The sequence below is a fragment of the Bacillus sp. FSL K6-4563 genome (assembly GCF_038630405.1).
Taxonomy (GTDB): domain Bacteria; phylum Bacillota; class Bacilli; order Bacillales; family Bacillaceae; genus Bacillus; species Bacillus pumilus.
This window is the reverse complement of record NZ_CP152030.1, coordinates 3,486,373-3,511,040: the sequence shown is the minus strand read 5'-3', so window position 1 is coordinate 3,511,040 and position 24,668 is coordinate 3,486,373. Positions and strand designations below refer to the sequence as shown.

The 24,668-nt window shown below is 43.9% G+C and carries 24 protein-coding genes; 20 read left to right on the top strand and 4 right to left on the bottom strand.

The genetic code is table 11. The features are described from left to right. The first annotated feature begins 32 nt into the window (after positions 1-32). The 5 genes from MHH54_RS17910 (at position 33) to MHH54_RS17890 (ending at position 3,682) form a co-directional block, all read left to right on the top strand. A complete protein-coding gene (locus MHH54_RS17910) occupies positions 33-1,466 on the top strand; it encodes a glycoside hydrolase family 1 protein (protein WP_226804450.1) in 1,434 nt (477 codons plus the stop codon). A 12-nt stretch (positions 1,467-1,478) separates the two neighbouring features. After that, the gene (locus MHH54_RS17905; protein WP_050944552.1) at positions 1,479-1,802 is read left to right on the top strand and encodes a PTS sugar transporter subunit IIB; all 324 of its coding nucleotides are present in this window, start codon (positions 1,479-1,481) and stop codon (positions 1,800-1,802) included. A gap of 19 nt (positions 1,803-1,821) precedes the next feature. Continuing rightward, positions 1,822-2,151 carry a PTS lactose/cellobiose transporter subunit IIA gene (locus MHH54_RS17900; RefSeq protein ID WP_003215418.1) on the top strand — a complete coding sequence of 110 codons (330 nt, stop codon included), beginning with the start codon at positions 1,822-1,824 and terminating at the stop codon, positions 2,149-2,151. 125 nt (positions 2,152-2,276) lie between these two features. After that, positions 2,277-3,071, top strand: coding sequence for a polysaccharide deacetylase family protein (locus tag MHH54_RS17895; RefSeq protein WP_223251279.1), 795 nt, complete (start codon positions 2,277-2,279; stop codon positions 3,069-3,071). Positions 3,072-3,313: 242 nt separating this feature from the next. After that, complete coding sequence (locus tag MHH54_RS17890) at positions 3,314-3,682, top strand: VOC family protein (protein ID WP_106029449.1); 369 nt, start codon at positions 3,314-3,316, stop codon at positions 3,680-3,682. A 64-nt stretch (positions 3,683-3,746) separates the two neighbouring features. On the opposite strand, the gene ribD is transcribed toward MHH54_RS17890, so the two are convergent. Genes ribD through MHH54_RS17875 form a run of 3 tightly spaced genes read right to left on the bottom strand, consistent with a single transcriptional unit; the run spans position 3,747 to position 6,457 of the window. Then, the gene (gene ribD / locus MHH54_RS17885) at positions 3,747-4,838 is read right to left on the bottom strand and encodes a bifunctional diaminohydroxyphosphoribosylaminopyrimidine deaminase/5-amino-6-(5-phosphoribosylamino)uracil reductase RibD (protein ID WP_034620282.1); all 1,092 of its coding nucleotides are present in this window, start codon (positions 4,836-4,838) and stop codon (positions 3,747-3,749) included. Beyond that, on the bottom strand, positions 4,825-5,586 hold the full coding sequence (locus MHH54_RS17880; RefSeq protein WP_003215082.1) for a GTP cyclohydrolase II: 762 nt from the start codon (positions 5,584-5,586) through the stop codon (positions 4,825-4,827). The genes ribD and MHH54_RS17880 overlap by 14 nt, the downstream gene beginning before the upstream one ends. Beyond that, positions 5,564-6,457 carry a VOC family protein gene (locus tag MHH54_RS17875; protein ID WP_106035738.1) on the bottom strand — a complete coding sequence of 298 codons (894 nt, stop codon included), beginning with the start codon at positions 6,455-6,457 and terminating at the stop codon, positions 5,564-5,566. The genes MHH54_RS17880 and MHH54_RS17875 overlap by 23 nt, the downstream gene beginning before the upstream one ends. Positions 6,458-6,633: 176 nt before the next feature. Here MHH54_RS17875 and MHH54_RS17870 point away from each other — a divergent pair, with 176 nt between their 5' ends. The 15 genes from MHH54_RS17870 to cydC all read left to right on the top strand — a co-directional run bounded on the left by MHH54_RS17870 (position 6,634) and on the right by cydC (position 23,113). Continuing rightward, a complete protein-coding gene (locus tag MHH54_RS17870; RefSeq protein WP_050944548.1) occupies positions 6,634-6,966 on the top strand; it encodes a helix-turn-helix domain-containing protein in 333 nt (110 codons plus the stop codon). A gap of 370 nt (positions 6,967-7,336) precedes the next feature. Beyond that, a complete protein-coding gene (locus MHH54_RS17865) occupies positions 7,337-7,795 on the top strand; it encodes an NEAT domain-containing protein (RefSeq protein WP_034620280.1) in 459 nt (152 codons plus the stop codon). A gap of 20 nt (positions 7,796-7,815) precedes the next feature. Further along, entirely contained in the window at positions 7,816-8,469 is a 654-nt protein-coding gene (gene isdC / locus MHH54_RS17860; protein WP_342500502.1) for a heme uptake protein IsdC, read from the top strand. Between the two features lie 18 nt (positions 8,470-8,487). Then, positions 8,488-10,305: an NEAT domain-containing protein gene (locus tag MHH54_RS17855; protein WP_342500501.1), complete on the top strand. Its 1,818-nt coding sequence runs from the start codon at positions 8,488-8,490 to the stop codon at positions 10,303-10,305. 75 nt (positions 10,306-10,380) lie between these two features. Continuing rightward, complete coding sequence (gene isdE, locus MHH54_RS17850) at positions 10,381-11,268, top strand: heme ABC transporter substrate-binding protein IsdE (protein ID WP_342500500.1); 888 nt, start codon at positions 10,381-10,383, stop codon at positions 11,266-11,268. A 33-nt stretch (positions 11,269-11,301) separates the two neighbouring features. After that, positions 11,302-12,288 (top strand): iron ABC transporter permease, encoded by a 987-nt coding sequence (locus MHH54_RS17845; RefSeq protein ID WP_340990417.1) that lies wholly within the window; start codon positions 11,302-11,304, stop codon positions 12,286-12,288. Then, a complete protein-coding gene (locus MHH54_RS17840; RefSeq protein ID WP_342500499.1) occupies positions 12,275-13,045 on the top strand; it encodes an ABC transporter ATP-binding protein in 771 nt (256 codons plus the stop codon). The genes MHH54_RS17845 and MHH54_RS17840 overlap by 14 nt, the downstream gene beginning before the upstream one ends. Before the next feature lie 26 nt (positions 13,046-13,071). Next, positions 13,072-13,824 (top strand): class B sortase, encoded by a 753-nt coding sequence (gene srtB / locus MHH54_RS17835; RefSeq protein ID WP_342500498.1) that lies wholly within the window; start codon positions 13,072-13,074, stop codon positions 13,822-13,824. 18 nt (positions 13,825-13,842) lie between these two features. Then, entirely contained in the window at positions 13,843-14,781 is a 939-nt protein-coding gene (locus tag MHH54_RS17830; protein WP_342500497.1) for an ABC transporter substrate-binding protein, read from the top strand. Then, complete coding sequence (locus MHH54_RS17825; protein ID WP_050944543.1) at positions 14,778-15,791, top strand: iron ABC transporter permease; 1,014 nt, start codon at positions 14,778-14,780, stop codon at positions 15,789-15,791. Before MHH54_RS17830 ends, MHH54_RS17825 begins: the two co-directional genes overlap by 4 nt. 1 nt (position 15,792) lies before the next feature. Then, positions 15,793-16,914 (top strand): heme oxygenase, encoded by a 1,122-nt coding sequence (gene isdG / locus MHH54_RS17820; RefSeq protein ID WP_342500496.1) that lies wholly within the window; start codon positions 15,793-15,795, stop codon positions 16,912-16,914. Positions 16,915-17,235: 321 nt separating this feature from the next. Then, positions 17,236-18,651, top strand: a complete 1,416-nt coding sequence (locus MHH54_RS17815) for a cytochrome ubiquinol oxidase subunit I (protein ID WP_003214979.1) — start codon at positions 17,236-17,238, stop codon at positions 18,649-18,651. Then, complete coding sequence (gene cydB, locus MHH54_RS17810; protein ID WP_003215337.1) at positions 18,638-19,654, top strand: cytochrome d ubiquinol oxidase subunit II; 1,017 nt, start codon at positions 18,638-18,640, stop codon at positions 19,652-19,654. The genes MHH54_RS17815 and cydB overlap by 14 nt, the downstream gene beginning before the upstream one ends. Further along, a complete protein-coding gene (gene cydD, locus MHH54_RS17805; protein ID WP_342500495.1) occupies positions 19,654-21,390 on the top strand; it encodes a thiol reductant ABC exporter subunit CydD in 1,737 nt (578 codons plus the stop codon). Before cydB ends, cydD begins: the two co-directional genes overlap by 1 nt. Continuing rightward, positions 21,380-23,113 (top strand): thiol reductant ABC exporter subunit CydC, encoded by a 1,734-nt coding sequence (cydC, locus tag MHH54_RS17800; protein ID WP_342500926.1) that lies wholly within the window; start codon positions 21,380-21,382, stop codon positions 23,111-23,113. The genes cydD and cydC overlap by 11 nt, the downstream gene beginning before the upstream one ends. 57 nt (positions 23,114-23,170) lie before the next feature. Here the strand turns inward: cydC and MHH54_RS17795 are convergent, their stop codons facing one another. Next, positions 23,171-24,208 carry a pectate lyase gene (locus MHH54_RS17795; RefSeq protein WP_226804433.1) on the bottom strand — a complete coding sequence of 346 codons (1,038 nt, stop codon included), beginning with the start codon at positions 24,206-24,208 and terminating at the stop codon, positions 23,171-23,173. Positions 24,209-24,668: the final 460 nt, after the last annotated feature.

Sequence of the window (24,668 nt, the reverse complement as noted above, 5' to 3'; positions counted from 1 at the left end):
CACGTTCAAACGAGGAAAGGGAAGGTGGCGACATGAACAGAATCGAGATTCCAAGAGATTTTATCCTAGGTGCTGCGGCCTCTGCTTGGCAAACGGAGGGATGGAAGGGAAAGCAAGCGCATCAGGACTCGTACATCGATTTATGGTATAAGAACGGGTATCACGTTTGGCACGAAGGATATGGCCCGGCTGGTGCGACGAACTTTTACGAGCGCTATCCAGAAGATGTAGCCCTTATGAAAGAAATCGGTCTGACTCATTATAGGACATCGATCAATTGGTCGAGGTTTCTCATCGATTACGAGAAGGGGATTGTGGATGAAGCATATGCCCGTTACATTGATGATTTAATCAATGAGTTAATCGCAGCAGGTGTAGAGCCGATGTTTTGCTTAGAGCATTATGAGCTTCCAGCCGTGCTGCTTGAAAAGTACGACGGATGGTCATCAAAGCATGTCGTCGAGCTGTTTGTTCTCTATGCGGAAAAGGTGTTTGAGCGATATGGAGACAGGGTCAAGCATTGGTTTAGCTTTAATGAACCGATTGTTGTCCAAACACGCGTGTACCTAGATGCTATACGTTATCCCTTTGAGCAAAATACGAAGAAATGGATGCAGTGGAACTATCATAAAGCGCTGGCAACAGCAAAAGTAGTGAAGCTGTTTCGGGAGATGGGATTGAAGGAATCGACAGGTGCAAAAATTGGGGTGATTCTCAATCCAGAAGTGACGTATGCAAGATCCTCTGCCCCACATGATCAAGAAGCGGCACGGATATATGATTTGTTTTTCAATCGAATGTTCTTAGATCCCTCCATCAAAGGAGAGTATCCAGAAGAACTGCTTGATGTGTTAAAAAAGCATGAGATTCTTTTCGATGCGACAGAGGAAGAGCTTCAGGTCATCAAGAATCATACGGTTGATGTCGTTGGGCTCAACTTATACTATCCGCATCGTGTCAAAGCACCGAGTAAGGCGTGGAATGAGATGACGCCATTTCATCCGTCTTATTATTACGATATGTTTGAGCTTCCAGGAAGAAAAATGAATCCATTCAGAGGGTGGGAAATCTACCCGGACATTGTCTATGATATGGGCATGAGAATTAAAGAAGAATACGGAAATATTGAGTGGTTTGTGGCCGAAAACGGCATGGGTGTAGAAAAGGAAGAACGGTTTAAAAAAGAAGACGGTATCATTGATGACCAGTATCGCATTTCATTTATCAGCCAGCATTTGAAACGGGCACTTCAAGCGAAAGCAGAAGGCTCAAATTGCAAGGGCTATATGCTGTGGGCTTTTACGGATAATGTATCGCCGATGAATGCCTTTAAAAATCGCTACGGATTAGTCGAAATCCAGCTGGAAAATGAACGGAATCGTCAGTTGAAGGCATCAGCGTATTGGTACCAGACATTAATTAAAACAAGGGAACTGAAGGCCCAAACAGAAGTCAACTATCGATAGGAGTGTTGGGATATGAAACGAATCATTCTCGCTTGTGCCGCAGGAATGTCGACATCCATTGTAGTGTCCAAAATGAAGGCAGCCGCAGAAGCGAAGGGGCTGGATTATGAGATATACGCCATACCTGAAGGGGCTATTGCGGATGAATTAGAAGAGCATGGAGAAGATGTGCAGGTGATTTTACTTGGACCGCAAGTAAGCTTTATGAAAAAGGCAGCAGAAAAAACAGCGGCACCTTACCAAATACCTGTTGATGTCATCAATGTGAGATTATACGGAACAGCGAACGGAGAAAAAATACTAGAGCATGCTCTGAAACTAGCAAATGAATCTTAAGTAATTGGAGGAGAAGCAGATGACGGTATTAGAGGAAATGCAGGGAGCAGCCTTTCAAATCATTGCTCATGCAGGCGAGGCAAGAAGTTATTATGTCGAAGCGATTCGTCTAGCAAGAGCTGATGATTTTGAAAAAGCACAGCAGTTGATTGAAAAAGGGGAGGAAGCGTTTCGAAGCATCCACAACCTGCACTTGTCGCTGATCCAAAAAGAGGCGGCAGGTGAGCAGCTTCCCTTTTCTTTACTGCTGATACATGCAGAAGATCAAATGCTCACAACAGAGACCATTCATCTGCTTGCCATCGAAATGATTGAAATGTGTAAAAAAATGAACACCCTGTCAAAATAGATATCAGGTAGTAACCAATTTCTGTTATAATCATTCGATAGATAGAGAGAAAGCAGGATTGGTGAATGAAAAAAACATGTATGTTGATTGCGGTTGGTCTTGTGGCGCTGCTCATTTCGGGTTGTATGGGAACGAAGGAGCAAACGGAAGGAAACCAGCAAGTAGTCAAAGAGGAAAAGGGTCAATTACAAGCAAAAGAAACAAAACAGATTCAGCAGAAAGAAGAGGCAGAGATAGATACACAAAACTGGATTAAGCAAAAGGAACCGGTAGAGCTTCCGATTTTGATGTATCACAGCATCTCCAGCGGTAACTCGCTTCGTGTACCAAAGAGCGAGTTTGCGGCTCATATGAAATGGCTGAAGGACAACGACTATGTCACGCTGTCGCCAGAAGAAGCGTACCACGTCTTCACAACAAATACGAAGCCAAGTGAAAAGTGTGTCCTTATTACATTCGATGATGGATATACCGATAACTATACAAAGGCATTTCCGATTTTAAAGCAGTATGGAATGAAGGCAACGATTTTCATGATTGAGCAATCCATTGGCCGTCCGAACCACTTAACGGATGAACAAATGGATGAAATGATAGCAAATGGGCTATCAATTGAGAGTCATACCATTCATCATTTAGAGCTCAATCGTTTATCAAAGGAGCAGCAGAAAGAGGAATTAAAAGGATCAAAGGCATTCTTTGATCAACGTTTTTCTCAGCGTACGAGAATGGTCAGCTATCCTGTCGGGCGCTATAACGAAGACACGCTAAAACTGGCGAAGCAAGCCGGTTATCAAATGGCCGTCACCACTGAACCAGGACATGCGAAGAAGGAACAGGGCATGATGTCCTTGCACCGTGTTCGAGTGTCACCGGGACTTTCACCCGAAAGCTTTGGCAGGCTGGTAGAAGGGAATTAACTATAAATGTTTCACATGAAACATTTTACGACAAGTTTCACCAAAATGAATCACTACACATGATATGTCTTGGTTTCAAATGTCATTACAAGAGACACTTAGATGGACAGAACTTTCATTACAATGGGAGTTCTGTTTTTGAAAAAATTTTGCACGGTCATTTAGATGAAATCAATCAAACTCTACATCGTATGAAACACTTCATAGAAAAACCAATTGAGAAAAGAAAGGAAGAGAGGATTATGTCAAATTTTGTTGGAATCGATCATGTTCAATTAGCTGCCCCAAAAGGTAGTGAAGAGAAAGCACGTTTGTTTTTTGGCGGAATTTTAGGAATGGAGGAAATACCCAAGCCTAGTAATTTAGTTAAACGTGGAGGTGTCTGGTTTCAATGCGGTCATCATCAGCTTCACATTGGAATACAGGATCATTTCCAAGCTGCAAAGAAAGCCCATCCAGCTTTTCTTGTAAAGAGTCTATCGGAATTAAAAAAGGCATTATTGAATCACCACATTAGCATCAGAGAAGATGAGCCATTGGAAGGAGCCATCCGGTTCTATGTAGAAGATCCCTTTGGGAATCGAATTGAATTTTTAGAGAGAACAGACTAAAAAAAACTAGATTTTTAAAAACAAGGCGGCTGTTGAGGAGATCTAAACAGCCGCCTTGTTTTTGTTATTGATAAACGGGATAGCCCGTTATTTTAATATCTTTCCCAAGTGTTTCTACTGAGAGCTGATCCAATTCAATGGCATCACTCATGAGACGTATGCCTTCGCCTCCGAAAAAGGAAGGAGAAAGTCTTCCGCCAATGAGTTTAGGTGCCATATAAATGACCAATTTATCTACAAGCTGCTGTTCTAAAAATGAAGCATTGATCTGGCCGCCGCCTTCAATCATGAGGGAGGAGACATTTCTTTCTCCCAGCATTTGAAGTACTTCTTGCAGGGGCACCCGCGTCTCGCTGTCTGTTACAAAGACGCTGACGCCGGCTGCTTCTAAAGCGGCTCGTTTTTCCTCATCGGCTTGCTTTGTTGTAAAGATCCATGTTGGTGCCATCTGATCAGTGACGATCTTTGCTGTCAGCGGTGTTGAGAGCCTAGAGTCTAAAACAATTCGAATCGGATGATGCCCATTTGGAATCCGTGCAGTTAGTGAAGGATCGTCATGAATAACAGTTTGAGCACCGACCAAAATCGCATCATTGATGCTGCGGATATGATGAGCATCATAACGGGATGTCTCAGATGTAATCCATTTGCTGTCAGACGTAGCAGACGCAATTTTTCCGTCTAAGGTAATACCTGCCTTGAGCGTCACGAAAGGTGTTTTTTTCGTAATAAAATGATTAAACACTTCATTCATGAGAATGGATTCCTGCTCAAGTACGCCTGTAATCACTTGGATGCCAGCATCTTGTAAAATGGCGATTCCGCGGCCAGCGACAAGCGGGTTCGGGTCAAGTGCTGCCACGACAACGGTTTCGACGCCTGCTTTCACAAGTGCCTCCGCACAAGGACCTGTACGGCCATGGTGGGAACAAGGCTCGAGGGTCACATAAATAGTGGCTCCTTTTGCCTTGTCTCCAGCCATTTTAAGTGCATGAATTTCAGCATGTGGTTCACCGGCTTTCATATGAGCACCGACTCCAACAATTTCATTATCGCGCACAATCACAGCCCCGACGAGCGGGTTCGGTGATGTCTGGCCTTTCATTGCCCGTGCATTTTCTAGGGATAGATTCATATATCGCTCATGATGTGGCAATCGTACGCACCTCTTGCTCCGCCTTCATGTGACCTGAGCGGTTGATTTTTGTCTGCAAGTATTTTTCATTAAACTCTGAGACATCACCCCAAAGCGGAATACGTCCAGAAAGAGATAAACCTGCATGGCTGATGGCATCTGTCTTTTTCGGATTATTGGTAATGAGTCTGACTGGCTTTGTACGAAGTGTTTGAAGAACCGCGATGGCTTCTTCATATTGACGCGTGTCATCTTCAAAGCCGAGTGCTTCGTTCGCTTCTACTGTATCGTAGCCGTTTTCTTGAAGGATATAAGCCATGGCTTTCGTGAAAAGTCCAATACCGCGGCCTTCATGGTTGGCTAAATAAAACAGGGCACCTGCACCATTGTCCTCAATCATTCGCATGGACTGCTTCAATTGGAATCCGCAGTCGCAGCGCTTGCTTCCGAAAATATCACCAGTGTGACAAATGGAATGCATGCGGATAAGAGCTTCGTCAGCGTGCTCGAAATCTCCATACACTAGTACGCTTGACTGCTGATGATCGGCAAGCTGGCGGGACGAGAGGCTTTCGATTAAAGCTTCATCTGACAATGGCTCTAATCCGTCGTCTTTTAACCATGAATACCAGTTGAACATCACCGTTCTGCCGTCTAAATTCACTGGCAATTTAATGGGTCCAGTGATATATATATACCCGTCTTCTTGCTGTACTCGTTTGATTTTATCTTTTAAAATGGCTGTTTTAAGATCTGTGTGTTTGTCCATATTCTGCACCTTCTTTTTTGTCTGTTTCTTCAATCTGTAAACGAACGAGAACGCCAAATGGATCAACAAATTCGTTACTTTCCCCTATTGTTTTCACTTGAGTGCCTGCTTTTGTTAGGCGCTCAACGACGGACTGTCTGTCTGCTTCTTGTGGGAATACGAGTGTATAGCTTCTAATTCCTGAAAAACGTGGATCAATGGCTCCTTTTCGTCCGCGTCCCCATGCATTAAAGGCAAGGTGATGGTGGTACACACCAGCGGCGATAAATACGCTTGCTGGTGGAGCCATTCGGATATGAAAACCGAGCGTATTGACATAAAAGGAATCAGCTTCTTCTGGGTTCAGATGGAAATGTAAGTGTCCCATTACTGTGCCAGCCGGAAGTCCTTCCCACGTCGTATCAGCGGCTTCTTGCAGGAGACCATCTCCATCAAGAGGTGCATTTCCGCCACCTTTCAGTTCTCCATTCTCACCTACCCAAACGTCCTCAGGGCGATCAGCATATATTTCTACGCCTATGCCGTCAGGGTCACTTAAATAAATGGCTTCACTGAAAAAGTGATCGCTTGCTCCAATTAAAGGATAGCCTTTTTTGATCACATGTGCCAGCCATGTGCCCAGGTTTTTTCTGGTAGGTAATAAAACAGCAAAATGATAAAGTCCTGGCTCGTGATCAGGTTTCTCTTTTAGCTGTGCATCTTCTTTTAACAAAAGGATTGGTTCCTTTGCATTGCTGCCAAGTGTCACTGTGGAATCTGTCTTTTCTAATATAGAAAATCCTAAAATATCTGTATAAAAAGGTAAAGAACGCTCAAAGCTGGATACATGTAACTCTGTTACACCCAATCTTAGCTCCTCAATTGTCTTCAAGCTCGGTCATCTCCTTCATGATATATGCATCGGCATGTTTAAATGTTTTTGAAAATATATAAAAATGAATACCTTGTTACTTAAAGTAACTAAACTATATAATAGTTAGTAACTTATTTCAAGTAATTAATTATGTTATAATGAAAAAAAGAGAGAAAAGCGGGAGGGAGTAAGGTATGGCTCAAGTAGATGGCTGCCCAATCACAGATGCCATGGAGATTCTAGGCAAGAAGTGGGTCATTCTCATCATCAATCAGCTTCTGACAGGCCCTAAGCGTTTCTGTCAGCTTGAAAATGAAATGAACATCAGCGGCAGATTATTATCTGAAAGGCTGAAGGATTTAGAGGCTGAAGGACTCGTTGAGAAAAACGTATACCCTGACATTCCAGTACGGATTGAATACGAATTAACAGCGCAAGGGAAGAAAATAGAGCCGATTATTCGTGAAATGTATGCTTGGTCTTTAGAACGTAAAAACAGCAAAAAAGGGGAACATGTTCCTTCCTAATCGATTTCGATCAGTCTGTCTGATCGAAATTTTTTTGTGCGATTTTCCAGAAATCTAAGTCAATAGTATGAAAAATGATGTTGACAATAAATTCACTCATCATATAAGATCAAGAAGAAGAGGGTTCTTTTCCCTGTAATGGAATGGAGGTCATGCCATGGTATCATGAATGGGACAGATTGCCTAAAACACGTGTCAAACCATCATTTAGAAACAGACATCTTTGGCTTTTAGGAAGCAAAGATTTATTTTTTCAACTCAATTGATAATGATTATCATAATCATCTATAAGTGTGATCAAGCGCTTATGAAGGTTATTTTTTTTATTATCCGTTGAGAATAATTATCAATATCATTTAGGAGGGTTCACATGAAAGCCATTCGTTCAACATCACACGTATTATTGTTCTTTAGCTTTGTTCTATTATTTGCTCTAGCCCCGATTAGCTCAGCCTCAGCAGCAGGCTTAGCAGATGGTCAACATTCAGCACAATATGTGGTATGGAAGGCAGATAGCGATTCGACTTCAACAGCGAATACGTATTTTGAAAAACCAGCCAAGCTTGTCGTGAAGGATGGAAAAATCAAAGCACAAGTCACGTTAACGAATAGTTCTTGGATCACTAGCTTTAAAACACTTGAACAAGGTGTCTACAAAGATGCGAAGGTGATCAGTACAAACACAGCTGCGAATAAGAGAACAGTAGAATTCAACGTGAACAGCCTGACAGAAGTCGTACCAGCAAAAGTGAGCGTGACTGTACCGGTCATCGGATATACAGGTAATTACGACATCCGTATCAAGTTTGATGCAGCATCTGTTCAGTAAAAAGGGAGGAAATTCGCTTGATGAAAAAAATGATGAGGCTATCAGTCTTCATGACCGCTTTATTATTGGCACTCATGCTGCCTTTTTCAAACGCACAGGCTGCCACGTTAAAGGATGGTACATACTCCGTCAACTATACTGTGCTCAAGGCTGAAGGAAATGCGGTCTCTATGGCAAATGACTACTGGCTGAAGCCAGCAAAAGTGATTGCAAAAAATGGGAAGCTGACAGTACAAATGACCATTAAAAATAGCAGCTGGGTGACGGAATTTAAAGTCCCCGGAAATGGCGGCTATGTCGATACAACGGTTCTCTCAACCAATAAAAAAGCCAACACAAGGATTGTTCAGTTCCAAGCTCAGAGCTTGTCTAAACCAATCAAATCAAAAATTCATGTCACTGTAAAATCTGCTGATTATGATCATGATTATACCATTCAGCTGAAATTTGATGAGAGCAGCATGAAATCACTTTCGTCTAACAGCACAAACAAATCAGCGGGTGAAGCAGAAAAGCAGCAGCCATCAAAAGAATCAACGAAAACATCTGATCCATCCACGACAAAACAAGAAGAGAATCCTCAAACTGGTGATACAAACCAGACAGGGTGGCTCCTTGTGCTTGCTCTATGCTCAGGCGGATTTTTAGCAAGAAAGTGGATCATTAAGCATTAAGGAAGGAAGTGTCACCATTTGAAACGTCTTTTTCATCTAAAGGCAGCCATTCTGCTCGTTTTATTCAGTTTATTGACTGCATTTCAGATTCCTCAAGGAACGGCTCAAGCTGCATCATTTGTTGATGGTGAATACACGGTCGGATTCACTGTTTTAAAAAATGGCAGCACAGAAGCGTCCATGATGGATATGTATACAGAAAAGCCAGCTAAGCTGATTGTGGAAAATGGCAAGACGACTGCCTATGTCACACTGAAGCAAAGCAAAGAGATTACAGATTTCAAGGTCGAACAAAATGGCGCTCTTGTCACCACTGAAACTGTCAGTGAGGATGCAACTGCCAATACACGTGTGATCAAGTTTGATGTTGCCGACCTATCAGCCAAATTAAACGGCTGGGTGAAAATTTACTGGGATTTAGGCGGCTTTATTTATGACGAAGCATATGACGTACAGCTTGCATTCGATCAAAGCAGCCTAACGCTCGTTACACCTGCAAAGCCAGACGATAACGAAACAAAACCAGATGACCAAAATGGCACAAAGCCAGACGATAACGAAACAAAGCCGGATGACCAAAATGGCACAAAGCCAGACGATAACGAAACAAAGCCGGATGATCAAAATGGCACAAAGCCAGACGATCAGCAGACAACACCAGACAATAACAATGGTACAAAGCCAGTAGATTCCGCGCAAAACCAACTGAAAGATGGCGAGTACCGCATCAATTACAGTGTGCTCAAAGGGGATGAGGACGAGGCATCTCGGATGAACCAATACTTCTCACATCCTGCATCCTTAACCGTCAAAAACGGAAAGCAAACCATTTCCTTTACGGTGAAGGACAATACGTCTGTTGCTTCTTTGAAAATAGAGAAAAACGGCTCTTATCAAGAAGTGAAGACCGTCAGCACAGATCAAGCAAAGAACACAAGAGTGGTGTCATTTGATGTCGCTGATTTGAAAAAAGCGGTCAAAGGAAAAGTTCACATTGTAGTAGCGGCCGCCCACTATGACCAAACTTACGATATTCGTTTTCAATTCGATGCAAAGAGTATCGCGCCACTTAAAGGCGGACAGGTAGAGGAAGAAACACCTGCTGCACCAGAAACACCAAAACCAAACACACCATCACCAGAAACAAATAACGGCGGAGTTGCTCAAGAGACGGCTCAGCTTAAAGATGGTGTATACAAGCTTCCTTTCTCAATGAAGAAAGCAGACAAGGATGAGCTTTCTCGTATGAACGATTACGTCGTGAGCCCTGCGACATTGGTTGTGAAAAATGGCCGCCATTTCGTTTCATATACAGTGAAGAATAGCTCAGCCATCACGTCCTTCCAAGTAGGAACAGGTGGCAAGTTTGAGGAGACGCTTGTTGCAAAAACAGATCAAAAATCAGATACACGAGTGATTCAATACGAAGCCAAAAGCTTAAGCACGGCTCAGGCAGCACGCGTAAAAATTGATATTCCAGCTGCGAATTATCATGAGCAGTACGATGTCAAACTTATCTATGACACAAAAGGAATTGCTCTTGGTGAAGGAAGCGGGATTCGATCGATCATCGGAGACGATGAGAGTATCGGCTTTGTCAAAAATCCAAATGATCGCGATTCTCAATCAAATCAACCAAATCAACTTGAGAATTTAGCGCCAGAGGAAACAGGTGCAGAGCAGCTAACATTTACTCCATCAGATGACCAAACCAAGTCTGAGACTGGACAGCTGAATCCAAAAACAGGAGATACCTCTCTTCTTTGGGTGTATATTCTTTTATTCGGCGGGTCATTATTCGTACTCGTCAGAAAGTATCAAACAAGAACAAGATAGATGGTTTAGTTGAAGTGAGATGCGCCGAGATCATCGACGCATCCACTCTCTTTTTTCGAAAGGGGGCTTCTGTTTTTGAAGCATCGAATGTTATGTACCTTGATCGCTGCCCTTAGTGTGTGCGTGATCTTATCGGGCTGCTCACAGTCAGCTGAAAGCTCAGCAAAAGGCAAAAAAAGCGCAGATTCAAATGCGCGCATTGTGGCAACAACTGTAGCTGCTGTGGAGATCATGGATGCCTTAGAGATCGATCTTGTTGGGGTGCCAACAAGCCAAAAAACCTTGCCAGCTCGTTATAAAGGACTGCCAGAAGTCGGCAATCCAATGAGCCCAGACATGGAAATCATCCAATCACTTCAACCGACAGATGTCCTGTCCGTTACAACCCTTCGATATGATTTAGAGACACCCTTTCAACAAGCAGGTGTCCCAGCCACATACTTAAATCTCGAGAGCATGGCTAACATGGAGAAGGCGATTACGAAGCTTGGAGCTCAGTATGACAGAAAGAAACAAGCCGAGCGCATTGTGTCTGACTTTGAGCAAAAAAAGAAAGACATACAAGAGAAGACGAAGGGAAAACGAAAGCCATCCGTTCTGATTTTGCTTGGTGTACCAGGCAGTTATTTGGTGGCGACAGAGCATTCATATATTGGTGATCTTGTGCGTATCGCAGGTGGAAAGAACATTGTCAAAGGTGAGAAAATGGAGTATTTGGCTTCCAATACGGAGTATTTACAAAAAGCCAATCCAGATATCATCCTCCGGGCCGCACATGGGATGCCAGATGAAGTCGTCCGCATGTTTGATCAAGAATTTAAAACAAATGACATCTGGAAGCATTTTCATGCAGTCAAGCAAGACCGGGTGTATGACCTCGAAGAAAGCTTATTCGGGACAACGGGCAATTTAAAGGCAGCAGAAGCACTAGATGAACTAACGCGTATGCTGTATCCGTCATAAGCGGCGAATTTGAATGATAAAAGGACGTTTAAGATGAAAAAAACAGGGATTTTATTTCTGACAGTCAGTGTCTTACTAGTGTGCGTGTTTATTTATTCCGCCATTACGGGGAGCATTCATGTCACCCCGATTGAATTATTGGAAGGGCTCATCACCGGTCAACATGCACAGGTAGAAATCATTAAAGATCTCAGAATTCCTCGCATGCTCATTGCCATGTTTACAGGGGCCGCCTTATCAGTCTCCGGTGTACTGCTGCAGTCGGTCATGAGGAATCCATTAGCTGATGCCGGCGTCATTGGGATTTCATCAGGAGCCAGCTTCTTTTCTTTAATGGCAATAACAGCACTTCCTCAATTTTATTTCTACTCTCCTTTATTTTCGGTGTTAGGTGGAGCCATTGCGTGTCTCCTCGTGTATGTTCTGTCTTGGAAGGGTGGATTAAGTCCCATCCGCATGATTTTGGTTGGGATCGCCATCAATGCCATGTTTACTGGAATGGCTGAAGCATTTGTGACCATTTGCAGCTATTTCAATATCACGATCAATCAATCAGGACAGTCGAATCTCACGATGAAAACGTGGGGAGATGTTCGCTTAATCGGAGTCTATGGCGTCGTCGGCCTTGTCGTAGCCCTTTTCTTTAGCAGATGGTGTAACCTCTTGGCTCTTCAGGACAAGACAGCGAAAAATTTAGGATTGCGTGTGACCAGAATGCGCCTTTTGATTTCCATCACAGCTGTGTTGCTTGCGGCGGTGACAGCAGCGGTCGCAGGAGTGATTGCGTTTGTCGGTTTGCTTATCCCTCACATTTCAAGAAGACTTGTCGGCTCGGATCATCGGGTACTCATTCCATTTTCTGCGTTAAGCGGGGCTTTGCTGATTCTGACGGCTGATACGCTCGGCAGGACGCTTGTCGCGCCAAATGAAATTCCTGCTTCTACGATCATGGCAGTGATTGGCGGGCCATTTCTGATCTTTTTACTAAGAAGGGGGGACCGTCTCCATGGACATTCGTGAGGTGTCATTCTCATATGACCAACAGAAGGACATCGTTCAAACGGTCACAACACACATTGAAAAAGGGAAAATCACAACCATTATCGGTCCGAATGGCTCAGGGAAATCCACACTGCTTTCATTAATGGCGAATAACCATGCTCCAAACAAAGGGAAAATTCACTTAGACGGCCAAGCACTGAATGCGTTTAAGCCAAAGGAGCTGGCAAAAAAGCTGGCTGTCGTCCATCAGCAAAATGAAGCGCCGCTTGATTTAACGATCGAGAGGGTCGTGGCATTCGGCAGAACGCCGTACCAAACGATGCGCGGAGGAGACAAGGAAGAGGATGAGAGAGCGATAGAGTGGGCGCTTTCCAGTACAAAGCTAACGGAAAAACGAAAGGTGCCGCTCGCCTCACTGTCAGGCGGTGAGCGGCAGCGAGTATGGATTGCGATGGCACTTGCGCAAAAAACGTCGATCCTTTTCTTAGATGAACCGACAACCTATTTGGATATCTATTATCAATTTGACATTCTTGAGCTGATCCGTGAGCTCAATGTCGTACATGGACTAACAATCGTTATGGTGCTGCATGACATGAATCAGGCTGTCCGCTACAGTGATGTCATCATTGCGATGAAGAATGGCCGGATTATGAGTGAAGGACAGCCAAACGATGTGTTAACAGAAGAAAATGTGCGGCACATTTATGATGTGTCCGTCACGATTAAACAGGATGCAGAAACAGGGATGTATATCGTGCCTGTTGGTATATAAGCTGTGCAAAAAGCAGGTGAGATAGTGTGAAAAGAGGAAAACGGGTATGGCAACGGGTGCTGACAATCGTCTGTTTAGGTGTATTCATTTATAGCGGTTCGGCCATTGGCTTAGAGCTGTTCGGCTATTATCAAAATCGTCAGGTGCTTGCAAAGGCTCAGACGATGTATGGACATGAGCAAGGAATGAATGAAAGCCGGGAGCCGGGAACCATTCGCACGTCATTTGATGAACTGCGGAAGGTAAACGACGATATTGTCGGCTGGATCAATATGAAGGACACAATGATACAGTACCCAATCGTCCAATCTCGCGATAATGCGTTCTACTTAACCCGTAATTACTTAAAAAATGACACCAGGGCAGGCAGTATTTTTATGGATTATCGCAATGACGTCTTGCATGAAAGCCCGAATACTGTGGTGTACGGACATCGGATGAGGGATGGGTCCATGTTCGCTGGACTCACAAACTATTTAAAAAAGGATTTCTTCGATGAGCATCGGACATTTCAGTACGATACGCTGTATCAAAGCTATGAAGCGGAGATTTTTGCCGTGTATGAAACAACGGTGGACTTCGATTATATTCAAACCGATTTTCAAGATCTTGGCGAATATGCGCACTACTTGCAAGCTGTGCGAAAAAAATCAATCTATCAAACGAAGACAGACGTGTCCACTGATGACCTCATTCTCACTCTATCGACCTGTGATCATGTGCTTGCACCGAAAAACGGGCGTCTCGTGGTACAGGCAAAGCTAAAGAAAGTTTACTAGAAAAGGAGAGACAGGCGGTTGAAATTTTCACATGTGATCTTCGTGGGACTTGTCTTGATGCTTCTCCTCGGCGGATGCAGTCAGGCAGCACCTGTAGAGAAAGGGAGCGGACAAGGTGCGCTGAAGATAAAGGACTTTGCCGGCAGAACGCTGTCGTTTGAGGACTCCCCTCAGCGTATTGTCTCATTATCGACTGGAGACATGAGCATCCTATATGCCTTAGGCGGTGAGGTGGTCGGTCGTCCGGCCGCCGAATTACCAGAGAGCTTACAACAGGCTACATCAGTCCAAACAATTGGTACCACACATCAATTTGATGTAGAGCTCATCACAAGCTTAAAGCCCGATGTTGTACTTGGGAATGAACAATTAAACAGCAAGGACATCACTACAATAGAAGGAATTGGTTCACAGCTTCTTTTGACAAGTGCCAATTCAGTGAAGGACATCCAGCGTCAAATTACGTTATTCGGAGATTTGCTAGGGAAGCAGCAAAAAGCAAAAGCGCTTAACAAGCAAATCGATCAGCGGAAAAAGCAGGTCAAACAGCCTCAGAAAAAAGTGAAGACACTCGTTGTATACGGGGCACCTGGCACATATATGGCGGCACTTCCTCAATCCTTAAGCGGAGATTTACTGCACATCGCTGGAGGGACGAACATTGCTGAGAATGAACCGGCACTCGAAAAATTCCCTCAATACGCTCAAATCAATGCAGAAAAGGTCATCGAAGCTGATCCTGATCTTATCCTGCTTATGACCCACAGCAATCCTGAAGATGTGAAAGCGGGCTTTATGAGTGAAATGAAACAGAATGCCGCATGGCACGATGTATCAGCTGTCAAACATGGACACGTCGAGATTCTGCCTAGTGATCTATTTGGGACGAATCCAGGCGCAGACGTGATGAGAGCGATTGATGAGCTAGAGAAAAGATTGAAGCGATTGTCATCATGAAAATGAATGCAGAATTAGATTTTCAAAAAAGACAGTCGAGGCGAAGATGGCTGATACCCGGACTATTCATCTCGTTAGTTGTAGGCGCATGCCTAGGGCTTGCATTAGGTTCTGTTCAATTATCACTGCAAGATTTACTCGCTGCTTTGACGGGATCAGGTCAGCCTGTTCATGAGAAAATTGTGATGGATTTACGCCTACCGCGCGTTCTCATCGGTTTCATCGTTGGGGCATGTCTCGCAGCATCAGGGGCGATTTTACAAGGAGTCGTCCGAAATCCACTCGCTGACCCTGGCATCATCGGTGTGACGGCTGGCGGCGGATTGGCTGCTGTGCTTAGCATGATTGTGTTTCCGCAATTCACGTATTTGCTGCCAGCCGCTGCTTTCCTTGGCGCTTTATTAGCGGCACTTGTGGTGTATATGCTCTCATTTGATCAAGGGGTTTCACCGCTGAAGCTGATTTTGGCGGGAGTGGCAGTCAATGCCCTGCTTGGGGCGGTGATGAATGGGTTTATGGTGCTTTATAGTGAGCGTGTACAGGCTGTCCTGCCCTTTTTATCAGGAGGATTAAATGGACGAAGCTGGCATCATCTAACCTTCGTGTCGCCATATGCGCTCGCTGGGTTGTGCCTTTGTTTTTTTGCCATCAAGCCGGCAAATCTTCTTTTGCTTGGCGATGAATCGGCTCAGCTGCTAGGTCTCAGAGTAGAGCGCACCCGGTTTTTCTTAATTGCACTGGCGGCACTTTTAGCTGGTGCAGCAGTAAGTGTGAGCGGCTTAATTGGATTTGTCGGACTAGTCGTTCCTCATTTTATCCGTCTTTTAATTGGAGATGACTACCGGTATCTGCTGCCGATCTCGATGCTGGGCGGAGGCGTGCTTGTGGTTTTTGCAGATACAGCCGCAAGGGTATGGTTTACGCCAGTTGAACTGCCTGTCGGTATCCTGCTTGCCTGCATCGGTGCACCTTTCTTCCTCTATTTATTAAAAAAGAAAGGGAGGGGTTAAGTTGGATGTGATAGCTATGGATGACGTGAGTCTCAGTCAAGGAGGCTTTCAGCTGTCATCTATTTCAGCAGCTGTTCCTAAAGGAAGCGTGACAGGAATTATTGGACCGAATGGATCAGGGAAGTCGACTTTTATTAAAGCAGCCGCACGTCTTACGTCAATCGAAAGCGGCACGATATACATTCACGATATACCGCAAAAAGAGATGACAGCTCAGGAGATCGCAAAGGAAATCGCCGTTCTCATGCAGACGAGAACAGCCATTCCATCTATGACCGTACGGGAGCTGGTCGCACTTGGACGCAGTCCGCATCGTTCGATCTGGAAAAAAAGCTCGAAGACAGATCAAGAAGCGATTGAGTGGGCGCTTGATGTGACCAATAGCCGGATCAATGAAAATAGAATGCTGCATACATTGTCTGGTGGAGAAAGGCAAAAAGCGTATATTGCGATGGCGCTCGCTCAGAAGACAGAGACGATTATTCTGGATGAGCCGACAACTTACTTAGATATTGCGCATCAGCTTGATTTACTAGAGCTGCTCAAACAGCTGAATAAGACGCATGGAATCACCATTTTAATGGTTCTTCACGACCTGCAGCAGGCAGCAAAATATTGTGACCGCCTTATTGCGATGAAGCGTGGTCAGATTTATCAAATAGGGACACCAAAAGAAGTATTAACAGAAAGCTTTTTCAAAGAGGTCTTTGGGATTCAGGCTGAGGTTCACTTAGACGGTGAGCATCCGCTTATTATTCCAATCGCTTCGATCCAACAACAAAAGGGAGATGAACAAAACATGATCATTGTCAACAACCAGGTAAGAGTAGAAAAAGGCAGTGCCGACCACCTCGTCAAGCGTTTTAACAAGCAGGGACAAGTAGAAGTCATGGAAGGATTTTTAGGCATGGAAGTATGGGTCACACAGCAGACAACCGATTACGATGAAGTGACCATTCATACACGCTGGAATCGAAAAGAAGACTTTGTGAATTGGACAAAATCTCAGGCATTTGGTGATGCGCACGCTCATGGAAAAGCGAAACCTGAAGGTCTATTAAAAAACAAAATTACGTACTATGAAGTGCAAGTCACTAGACCAGCTTTACAGAAAAAAGCCTAAAAAAGAAACACAGCGCTGCAGCTCACGTGCAGCGCTATTTTTTTACTTTCTGTCACATATTTTTGACAAAGTATTCAAACAACTGACACAATACCATCCAGTTTTTAGGTAAAATTTACTTTATTTTTGAAGCGTATGGGTGTAAAGTACAGGTATAAATAACTAACCGAATGAAAAGCAAGAGTAAAATTTCACCGAGTAAATCATTTCAAACAGGCTATTATTTGTGAATCATTGAACAAATAGTGAACATTTTGTGAAATGGTGAGCATAGACATTTCGAATCATTCGGCATGTGAAAGTAAGGGAGGATGTAAGGCTGTGAGTGAGCTGTTTTTAGCAAGATTTCAATTTGCTTCAACGACATTATTTCATTTTATTTTTGTTCCTATGTCAATAGGTTTGGTGTTTATCGTTGCATTGATGCAGACCCTTTATGTCGTCAAGAAAAAAGAGATTTATAAAAAGATGGCGAAGTTTTGGGGTCATCTATTCTTACTCAATTTTGCAGTAGGTGTGGTGACAGGGATTCTCCAGGAATTCCAGTTTGGGATGAACTGGTCAGATTATTCAAGGTTTGTCGGTGATGTATTTGGTGCACCGCTTGCCATTGAAGCACTGCTCGCCTTTTTCCTTGAATCTACATTTATTGGACTTTGGATATTCGGCTGGGATCGTCTGCCGAAGAAGATTCATTTATTGTGTATTTGGCTTGTTTCCCTTGGTACGATCTTTTCGGCGTTTTGGATTTTACTCGCCAACTCATTTATGCAAGAGCCAGTTGGATTTGTCATTAAAAATGGCCGTGCAGAAATGAATGACTTTGGCGCTCTTGTAACGAACCCGCAGCTTTGGGTTGAATTCCCGCACGTTCTGTTTGGTGCGCTGGCTACAGGTGCATTCTTTATTGCAGGAGTTAGTGCCTATAAAATGATCAAAAAACAAGAAATCGCCTTTTTCAAAAAATCATTCCAGATTGCCATGGTTCTCGCTTTAATTTCTGGCTTAGGTGTGGCATTCTCTGGACATGATCAAGCGAAGCACTTAATGGAATCACAGCCAATGAAGATGGCAGCAAGTGAAGCCCTTTGGAAGGATAGTGGAGATCCAGCGGCTTGGACACTATTTGCCAATATTGATACAGATAAAAAAGAAAACTCTGCGGAGATCAATATTCCGTTTGCTTTAAGTTACTTGGCTTATTCGAAGTTTAGTGGAGATGTGCCAGGCATGCTGACCCTTCAAAAAGAATATGAAGCAAAGTTTGGTCCTGGAGACTACATTCCGCCAGTAAAAACAACCTTCTGGAGCTTTAGAATCATGGTTGGTGCCGGCATGCTGATGATTTTTGCCAGTATGATTGGCTTGTACTTGAGCTTTAGAAAGAAACTCGAAACGAACAAATGGTTTTTACGCTTCATGGTAGGGATGATTGCCTTCCCATTTATTGCGAACTCAGCTGGCTGGATCATGACTGAAATTGGGCGTCAGCCGTGGACGGTCTTTGGTATGATGACGACGGCTCAATCGATTTCGCCAAACGTATCGTATGGCATGCTGTTATTCTCAGTCATTAGCTTTACGACGATGTATCTGATTCTTGCCATCTTGCTTGCCTACCTATTCATTCGAGAAATTAAAAAGGGTGCACATTCGGAAGAGGATACAGATCAAAAGGATGAAACGGACCTGTCTACAGATCCATTTGATGGAGGCGCATATCATGGCATATCTTAACGAGATTTGGTTTATTCTTGTCGCAGTATTATTTGTTGGATTTTTCTTCTTAGAAGGATTTGATTTTGGTGTTGGGATGTCCATGCAGCTGCTTGGAAAGGATGCGCACGAACGCCGCATTTTAATTAACACGATTGGTCCTTTCTGGGATGCGAATGAGGTCTGGCTGATTACAGCTGGGGGCGCTATTTTCGCTGCTTTCCCTAACTGGTATGCCACGATGTTCAGTGGATACTATATACCGTTTGCGGTTCTCCTCTTAGCACTTATCGGGCGCGGAGTCGCCTTTGAATTCCGAGGGAAGGTTGAGAAAGCCTCTTGGATCAAAGCATGGGACTGGGTGATCTTCTTTGGCAGTCTGTTGCCGCCGTTTTTACTCGGTGTGCTATTCACAAGTATTTTACGCGGGATGCCAATTGATCAAGACATGAACATGTACGCTGGTTTTACGGATTTTGTGAATCTTTATTCAGTGATTGGCGGGTTAGCTGTGACGGTTCTTTGCCTTCTGCACGGATTGATTTTCGTCACACTTCGTACAGAGGGAGATTTAAGAGATCGTGCGAGAAAGCTTGGCAAACGTGTCCTGCTTATTGCGCTACCAGTTCTTTTCCTATTTGTTGGTGTATCTATCATGGAAACAGACATTTATACGGTACGCCCGATCATCACCATTCCGTTAACTGTCCTCATTGTGGTTTGTTACGTAGCGGCGCTATTCTTTATGAAAAAAGAACGTGATGGCTGGACATTCCTATTCACAGGTGCGGGCATCATGGTGACAGTAACGATGCTGTTCACTGCATTGTTCCCGCGCGTCATGATTAGCTCAATCAACCATACGTTTGATCTGACCATTCAAAACGCTGCATCTGGATCTTATTCACTGACGGTGATGACGATTGTTGCCATTTCTTTGCTGCCCTTTGTGCTTGGGTATCAAATTTGGAGCTATTACGTCTTCCGTAAACGTGTAAGCGGTAAGGAGCCAATGACCTACTAATGGATAAACGTTTGCTTCAATTAAAAGGAATGAGAGGGCTTCTTGCCCTCTTAGGTATTGTGTCACTCATCCAAGGAGCAAGTATTATTTTCCAAGCACAGTGGCTGGCACATGCCATTACTACGCTGTTTGACGGGAAAAGCCTTTCGCAGGCAACGCCTTATGTCCTGCTGTTTCTTGCTGCCTTTCTGGTGCGGCACGGTCTCACCTTGATTCGGGAGAAGGTCATGTTTACCTACTCTTCCCGAATTGGAGCAGACGTCAGAAAACAGCTGTTAGACCAACTCTTTCGTTTAGGTCCAGCTTTTACAAAGAAAAAGGGTACAGGAAAGCTTGTCACATTAGCGATGGAGGGAATTGCTCAATATCGTCAGTATTTACAGCTATTTTTACCGAAGATGGTGAACATGGCTGTGATACCGGCAATGGTCCTCATCTATGTTTGGACATTAGACGAAACATCTGCCGTCATTTTAATCGTGACGCTGCCGATTTTAATTATCTTTATGATTTTGCTAGGTCTTGTCGCTCAGCGTAAAGCGGCCAAACAATGGAGATCGTATGAGAAATTATCCAATCATTTTACTGACTCTCTCCGCGGCCTTGAAACGCTTCGTTATTTAGGGATTAGCAAAAAACATTCCCGCAATATCGGGGAAGTGTCAAAGCGATATCGAAAGGCGACCATGAGCACGCTGAAGGTCGCATTTCTTTCATCATTTGCGCTTGATTTCTTTTCCATGCTGTCGATTGCAACCGTCGCTGTCTTTCTTGGCTTGCGATTAATTGAAGGAGAGCTTCTGTTATTGCCGGCTTTGACGGCGCTCATGCTGGCACCGGAATATTTCCTGCCAGTACGTGAAGTGGGAAATGATTATCATGCCACGCTAAATGGAAAAGAAGCGAATGAGGCGATGCAGGTCATTTTAGAAGAAAAGGGCTACCGCGCGCAGGAAACACAATCAGTGCAGTTGAACGAGTGGAATGAACAGTCTGCGCTCACCCTGCAAGATGTGAGTGTCCAGCATGACGAACATGCCCCTTATTCGATTCAGGATGTAGATCTCACTGTGAAAGGGAAGAAAAAAATCGGAATCATTGGTGCCAGTGGTTCAGGGAAATCGACATTAACCGATGTGCTCGGCGGCTTTGTTGAACCGACCTCAGGTCAAATCACACTAAACGGCCAGCCGCTTGTTCATTTACAGATGAAGGAATGGCAAAAAGAAGTCGTCTATATGCCGCAGCACCCTTATTTATTTCACATGACATTAAGAGAAAACATTCGTTTTTATGAACCACATGCAACAGATGAAGAAGTGGAAAGAGCTACCAGTGAAGCTGGCTTATCTCAGCTCGTGACGCAGCTGCCAAATGGTCTTGATGAGGTCATTGGAGAACAGGGAAGAGGGCTAAGCGGCGGACAGGCACAAAGAATTGCGCTTGCGCGAACGGTGCTGGGCAAGCGGTCCATTATGCTGTTAGATGAACCAACGGCACATCTCGATATTGAGACAGAGTATGAATTGAAGAAAACAATGCTTCCGCTGTTTGAAGATAAACTTGTGTTCTTAGCGACACATAGGCTTCATTGGATGCCAGACATGGATGAGATCATTGTCATGGATCAAGGAACGATTGCGGAAATGGGTACACATGAATCATTGATGCAAAGAAAAGGCGTGTATTATCAATTGGTACAGGAGCAAATGGGGGCGGTCACACATTGTGAGTAAAGGCTGGTTTATACCTTATATCAAGGAGAATCAAAAGCTGTTTGCGCTGGTTTTATTTCTAGGGGCAATTGCAGTATTCTCTGCTTCTATGCTGATGTATACGTCAGGATTTCTCATTTCAAAAGCTGCCACAAGACCTGAGAATATACTTATGGTCTACGTCCCAATTGTAGCTGTCCGTACCTTTGGTATTTCACGCTCAGCTGCCCGCTATGCAGAAAGATTGGCGAGCCACCAGCTCATTTTGACCATGATCGAAAAAATGCGTGTCCGCCTATATGACATGGCTGAACGAAGTGCGAAACAGACAAAGCTGGGTACAGGTGAAATGCTGGGGCTCTTGTCAGATGATGTTGAGAGACTGCAGGATGCCTATTTAAAAACCATCTTTCCATCTATCGGTGCGCTGCTTTTATATGCCGCATCGATTGGGGCACTTGGCCTATTCTCATGGCCTTTTGCTGGCTTGATGCTGCTTTATATGGCACTTCTCGTATTTGTTTTCCCATACGTCACAGTGCTAGTGAACCGGGCGAGACAAATTCAAATGAAAAAAGGCAGAAATGAACTGTACAGCCATTTAACAGATGCCGTCATGGGCGTGAGTGACTGGTTGTTTAGCGGTAGGCAGAAAGATTTTGTTGATGAATATGAACAGAAAGAAGCGCAGCTGTTAGCGCTTGAAGCAGCAAAGCACCGATTTATCCGTCTGCGCCAGTTTTTTGCACAGCTTATCATTGGAGGAGCTGTCGTGCTTGTCGTGTATTGGAGCGGTTCCGTCGTCCAGTCAGGCTCGATGTCACACACCCTGATTGCAGCCTTCGTGCTTGTGCTATTTCCGTTAACAGAAGCCTTTCTTCCACTCTCAGATGCAGCAGGTGATATTCCAGTCTATCAGCATGCTGTCAGCAGATTACATCATTATGAAAAGCTTTCGTATGAAGGAGAATCTGAGCGCAAGACAGTGGATCAGTCAGCTGTTTCTCAAGATGAAGCTGTTTCTTTTGATCAAGTGTCCTTTGGGTATGATTCGCACCAACACGTGCTAAAGCATCTGTCATTTTCATTGAAGCAAGGAGAATCGCTTGCTCTCTTGGGAAAAAGTGGTGCAGGAAAATCGACTATTTTGAAATTGTTAGAAGGAGCTGTCGTGCCAAACCAAGGAGCTGTCAGTATCCAAGGGAAACCGGTCGAAAGCATTCGAGAGAACGTGTCCACCTATGTGTCAGTACTCAATCAACAGCCGTATTTATTCGATACCTCTGTTTTAAACAATATTCGCTTAGGCTCTCCAAATGCGACAGAGGAGCAAGTAAAAGAAGCAGCGAGACAAGTGCAGCTGCACGATACCATCGAATCTTTGCCAGAGGGCTATCACACCGGTGTGCAGGAGACAGGAATTCGTTTCTCAGGTGGAGAAAGACAACGGATGGCGTTAGCCCGGATTTTGCTGCAAAACACCCCGATTGTTGTATTAGATGAGCCCACCGTCGGACTTGACCCACGCACAGAGCGTGAGCTGCTTGAAACCATTTTCCATGTGTTAAAAGAAAAAACGGTCATTTGGATTACCCATCATCTCACTGGCTGTGAGGCATGTGACCGCATTATGTTTATTGAAGATGGACAAATTGAGATGCAGGGGGAGCATCAGGATTTACTGAAAGAAAACCCGCGCTATCAAAAATTGTATGAGATGGATCGTCCGTTTTCTACAATATAAATAGATGAAATGACAAGAACGTTCGGACAGAGATTTCTGCTCGAACGTTTTGTGGTTTTAAGGATTTACCTTTCCAACACCAGCATTTGATACAACTTCTGATTTGACATTGTTCACGTTAAGCAAGGAGTAGTTATAAGGAGGGTTGTACGTACCTGTAGAAGACGTTGGCAGACTGCCTGTGCTGTTAATAAATGAGTTGTTGATGACATGCCATGTACCGACTTGACGGCTGTCCCAGCTGCCGATCGCATTTTTTGTATTTTCAAATACGTTGTGCTCAATTCTCATTTTTGCGCCCATACGAGAGTTAATTGCAGTTGTCAGGATGCCTTTGTAATAGTTGTTATAGACATGTCCTTCCCCAAAGCGCATAGATGGTACACGAGAATTCAGGTTTTCGAAACGGTTGTTGTGGAATGTGATTTTTCGGTTGTAGTTGTCGTTATCAGAGCTGCCCATGAGCATCGTTTTCCAGCTGTCATGAACATAGTTCCATGAGAAGGTAATATAATCGGAGTCATTTTTCACATCGAATAATCCATCATAATCATCTTTACCAGAGTTTAATGTATTGTACAGTTCATTATGATCGACCCATACGTTTTTAGAAGCGCCTTCGATTCCGATGGCATCCTTATCACCGATTTTGCTGTGATGGATTTTCAGGTTGCGGATGATGATGTTATTGGCACGCCATACTTTAATGCCAATTCCATTAAATTCACCTTTTGTGCCTTTGCCGACGATTGAGACATTGTTTGTATCTTTCACATCGATTTTATTGGCAGATGTATTAGAAGGGGTAATCGTCCCGTCGACAACAATTTTTAATTTTTCGTTTGTTCCTTTACTTTTGAGGGCAGCCAATAGCTCATTTCCAGTTTTGACTGTGACGGTTTTACCGCCTTCACCGCCTGTTGTGCCGCCATTTAATGTGGAGAATCCTTGTTGATTAAAATTGGCCATAATAGAAGGGCTTTCGGGATACTTTACTGCCGCCTTTGCCTCCCCATTAGGTGCAAATAATGAAGTCACGAGACCAACCGCTAACACACCAGCTAACATTGGAACTTTTTTCTTCAAAGTCAACATCTCCATTCATTTTTGTTTTAATGTAAACGTTTCCAAAAATAAGCTGCAATTCAACTGCTCCTCCTTTCTTCGCCAGTATTGCCTTTTTCGGAATGTAGGAAGAGCATAGCATGCAAAAAGGTATCATCGGCTAAGAATTGGCGCTTTGTATTCCATGATTTTCTAGAAAACTAAGGCCATGATTATTTTATTTTCATCTAAATGAGACAAGGATCATTGACGATAGGTATTGGGATGACCTAGTGATTATGGGGGAGAGCATCTCCGCTTGATAGAAAATCAGAACGCATCATTTTGTTAGAGATGAAGGAATGTCATAATCATTACATAAGAAAAAACTGGATATTTAACGCTTCAATTACTGGATCAACAGGGAGAAAAGCAGACAAGCTAAAAAAATAAAATCTATTTTGAACGATATCGTCATACGTGTCGTCTCATGAATAAGAGAAGAAAAAGG

Bases quoted from the DNA above. Each gene is read 5' to 3' on its own strand.
- MHH54_RS17900 (WP_003215418.1), top strand. From the start codon at position 1,822: ATGACGGTATTAGAGGAAATGCAGGGAGCAGCCTTTCAAATCATTGCT.
- isdC (WP_342500502.1), top strand. From the start codon at position 7,816: ATGAAAAAAATGATGAGGCTATCAGTCTTCATGACCGCTTTATTATTG.
- MHH54_RS17870 (WP_050944548.1), top strand. From the start codon at position 6,634: ATGGCTCAAGTAGATGGCTGCCCAATCACAGATGCCATGGAGATTCTA.
- MHH54_RS17845 (WP_340990417.1), top strand. From the start codon at position 11,302: ATGAAAAAAACAGGGATTTTATTTCTGACAGTCAGTGTCTTACTAGTG.
- cydB (WP_003215337.1), top strand. From the start codon at position 18,638: ATGGCATATCTTAACGAGATTTGGTTTATTCTTGTCGCAGTATTATTT.
- MHH54_RS17840 (WP_342500499.1), top strand. From the start codon at position 12,275: ATGGACATTCGTGAGGTGTCATTCTCATATGACCAACAGAAGGACATC.
- MHH54_RS17910 (WP_226804450.1), top strand. From the start codon at position 33: ATGAACAGAATCGAGATTCCAAGAGATTTTATCCTAGGTGCTGCGGCC.
- MHH54_RS17905 (WP_050944552.1), top strand. From the start codon at position 1,479: ATGAAACGAATCATTCTCGCTTGTGCCGCAGGAATGTCGACATCCATT.
- MHH54_RS17825 (WP_050944543.1), top strand. From the start codon at position 14,778: ATGAAAATGAATGCAGAATTAGATTTTCAAAAAAGACAGTCGAGGCGA.
- MHH54_RS17865 (WP_034620280.1), top strand. From the start codon at position 7,337: ATGAAAGCCATTCGTTCAACATCACACGTATTATTGTTCTTTAGCTTT.
- MHH54_RS17890 (WP_106029449.1), top strand. From the start codon at position 3,314: ATGTCAAATTTTGTTGGAATCGATCATGTTCAATTAGCTGCCCCAAAA.
- cydD (WP_342500495.1), top strand. From the start codon at position 19,654: ATGGATAAACGTTTGCTTCAATTAAAAGGAATGAGAGGGCTTCTTGCC.
- MHH54_RS17795 (WP_226804433.1), bottom strand. From the start codon at position 24,208: ATGTTGACTTTGAAGAAAAAAGTTCCAATGTTAGCTGGTGTGTTAGCG.
- MHH54_RS17895 (WP_223251279.1), top strand. From the start codon at position 2,277: ATGGGAACGAAGGAGCAAACGGAAGGAAACCAGCAAGTAGTCAAAGAG.
- MHH54_RS17880 (WP_003215082.1), bottom strand. From the start codon at position 5,586: ATGGACAAACACACAGATCTTAAAACAGCCATTTTAAAAGATAAAATC.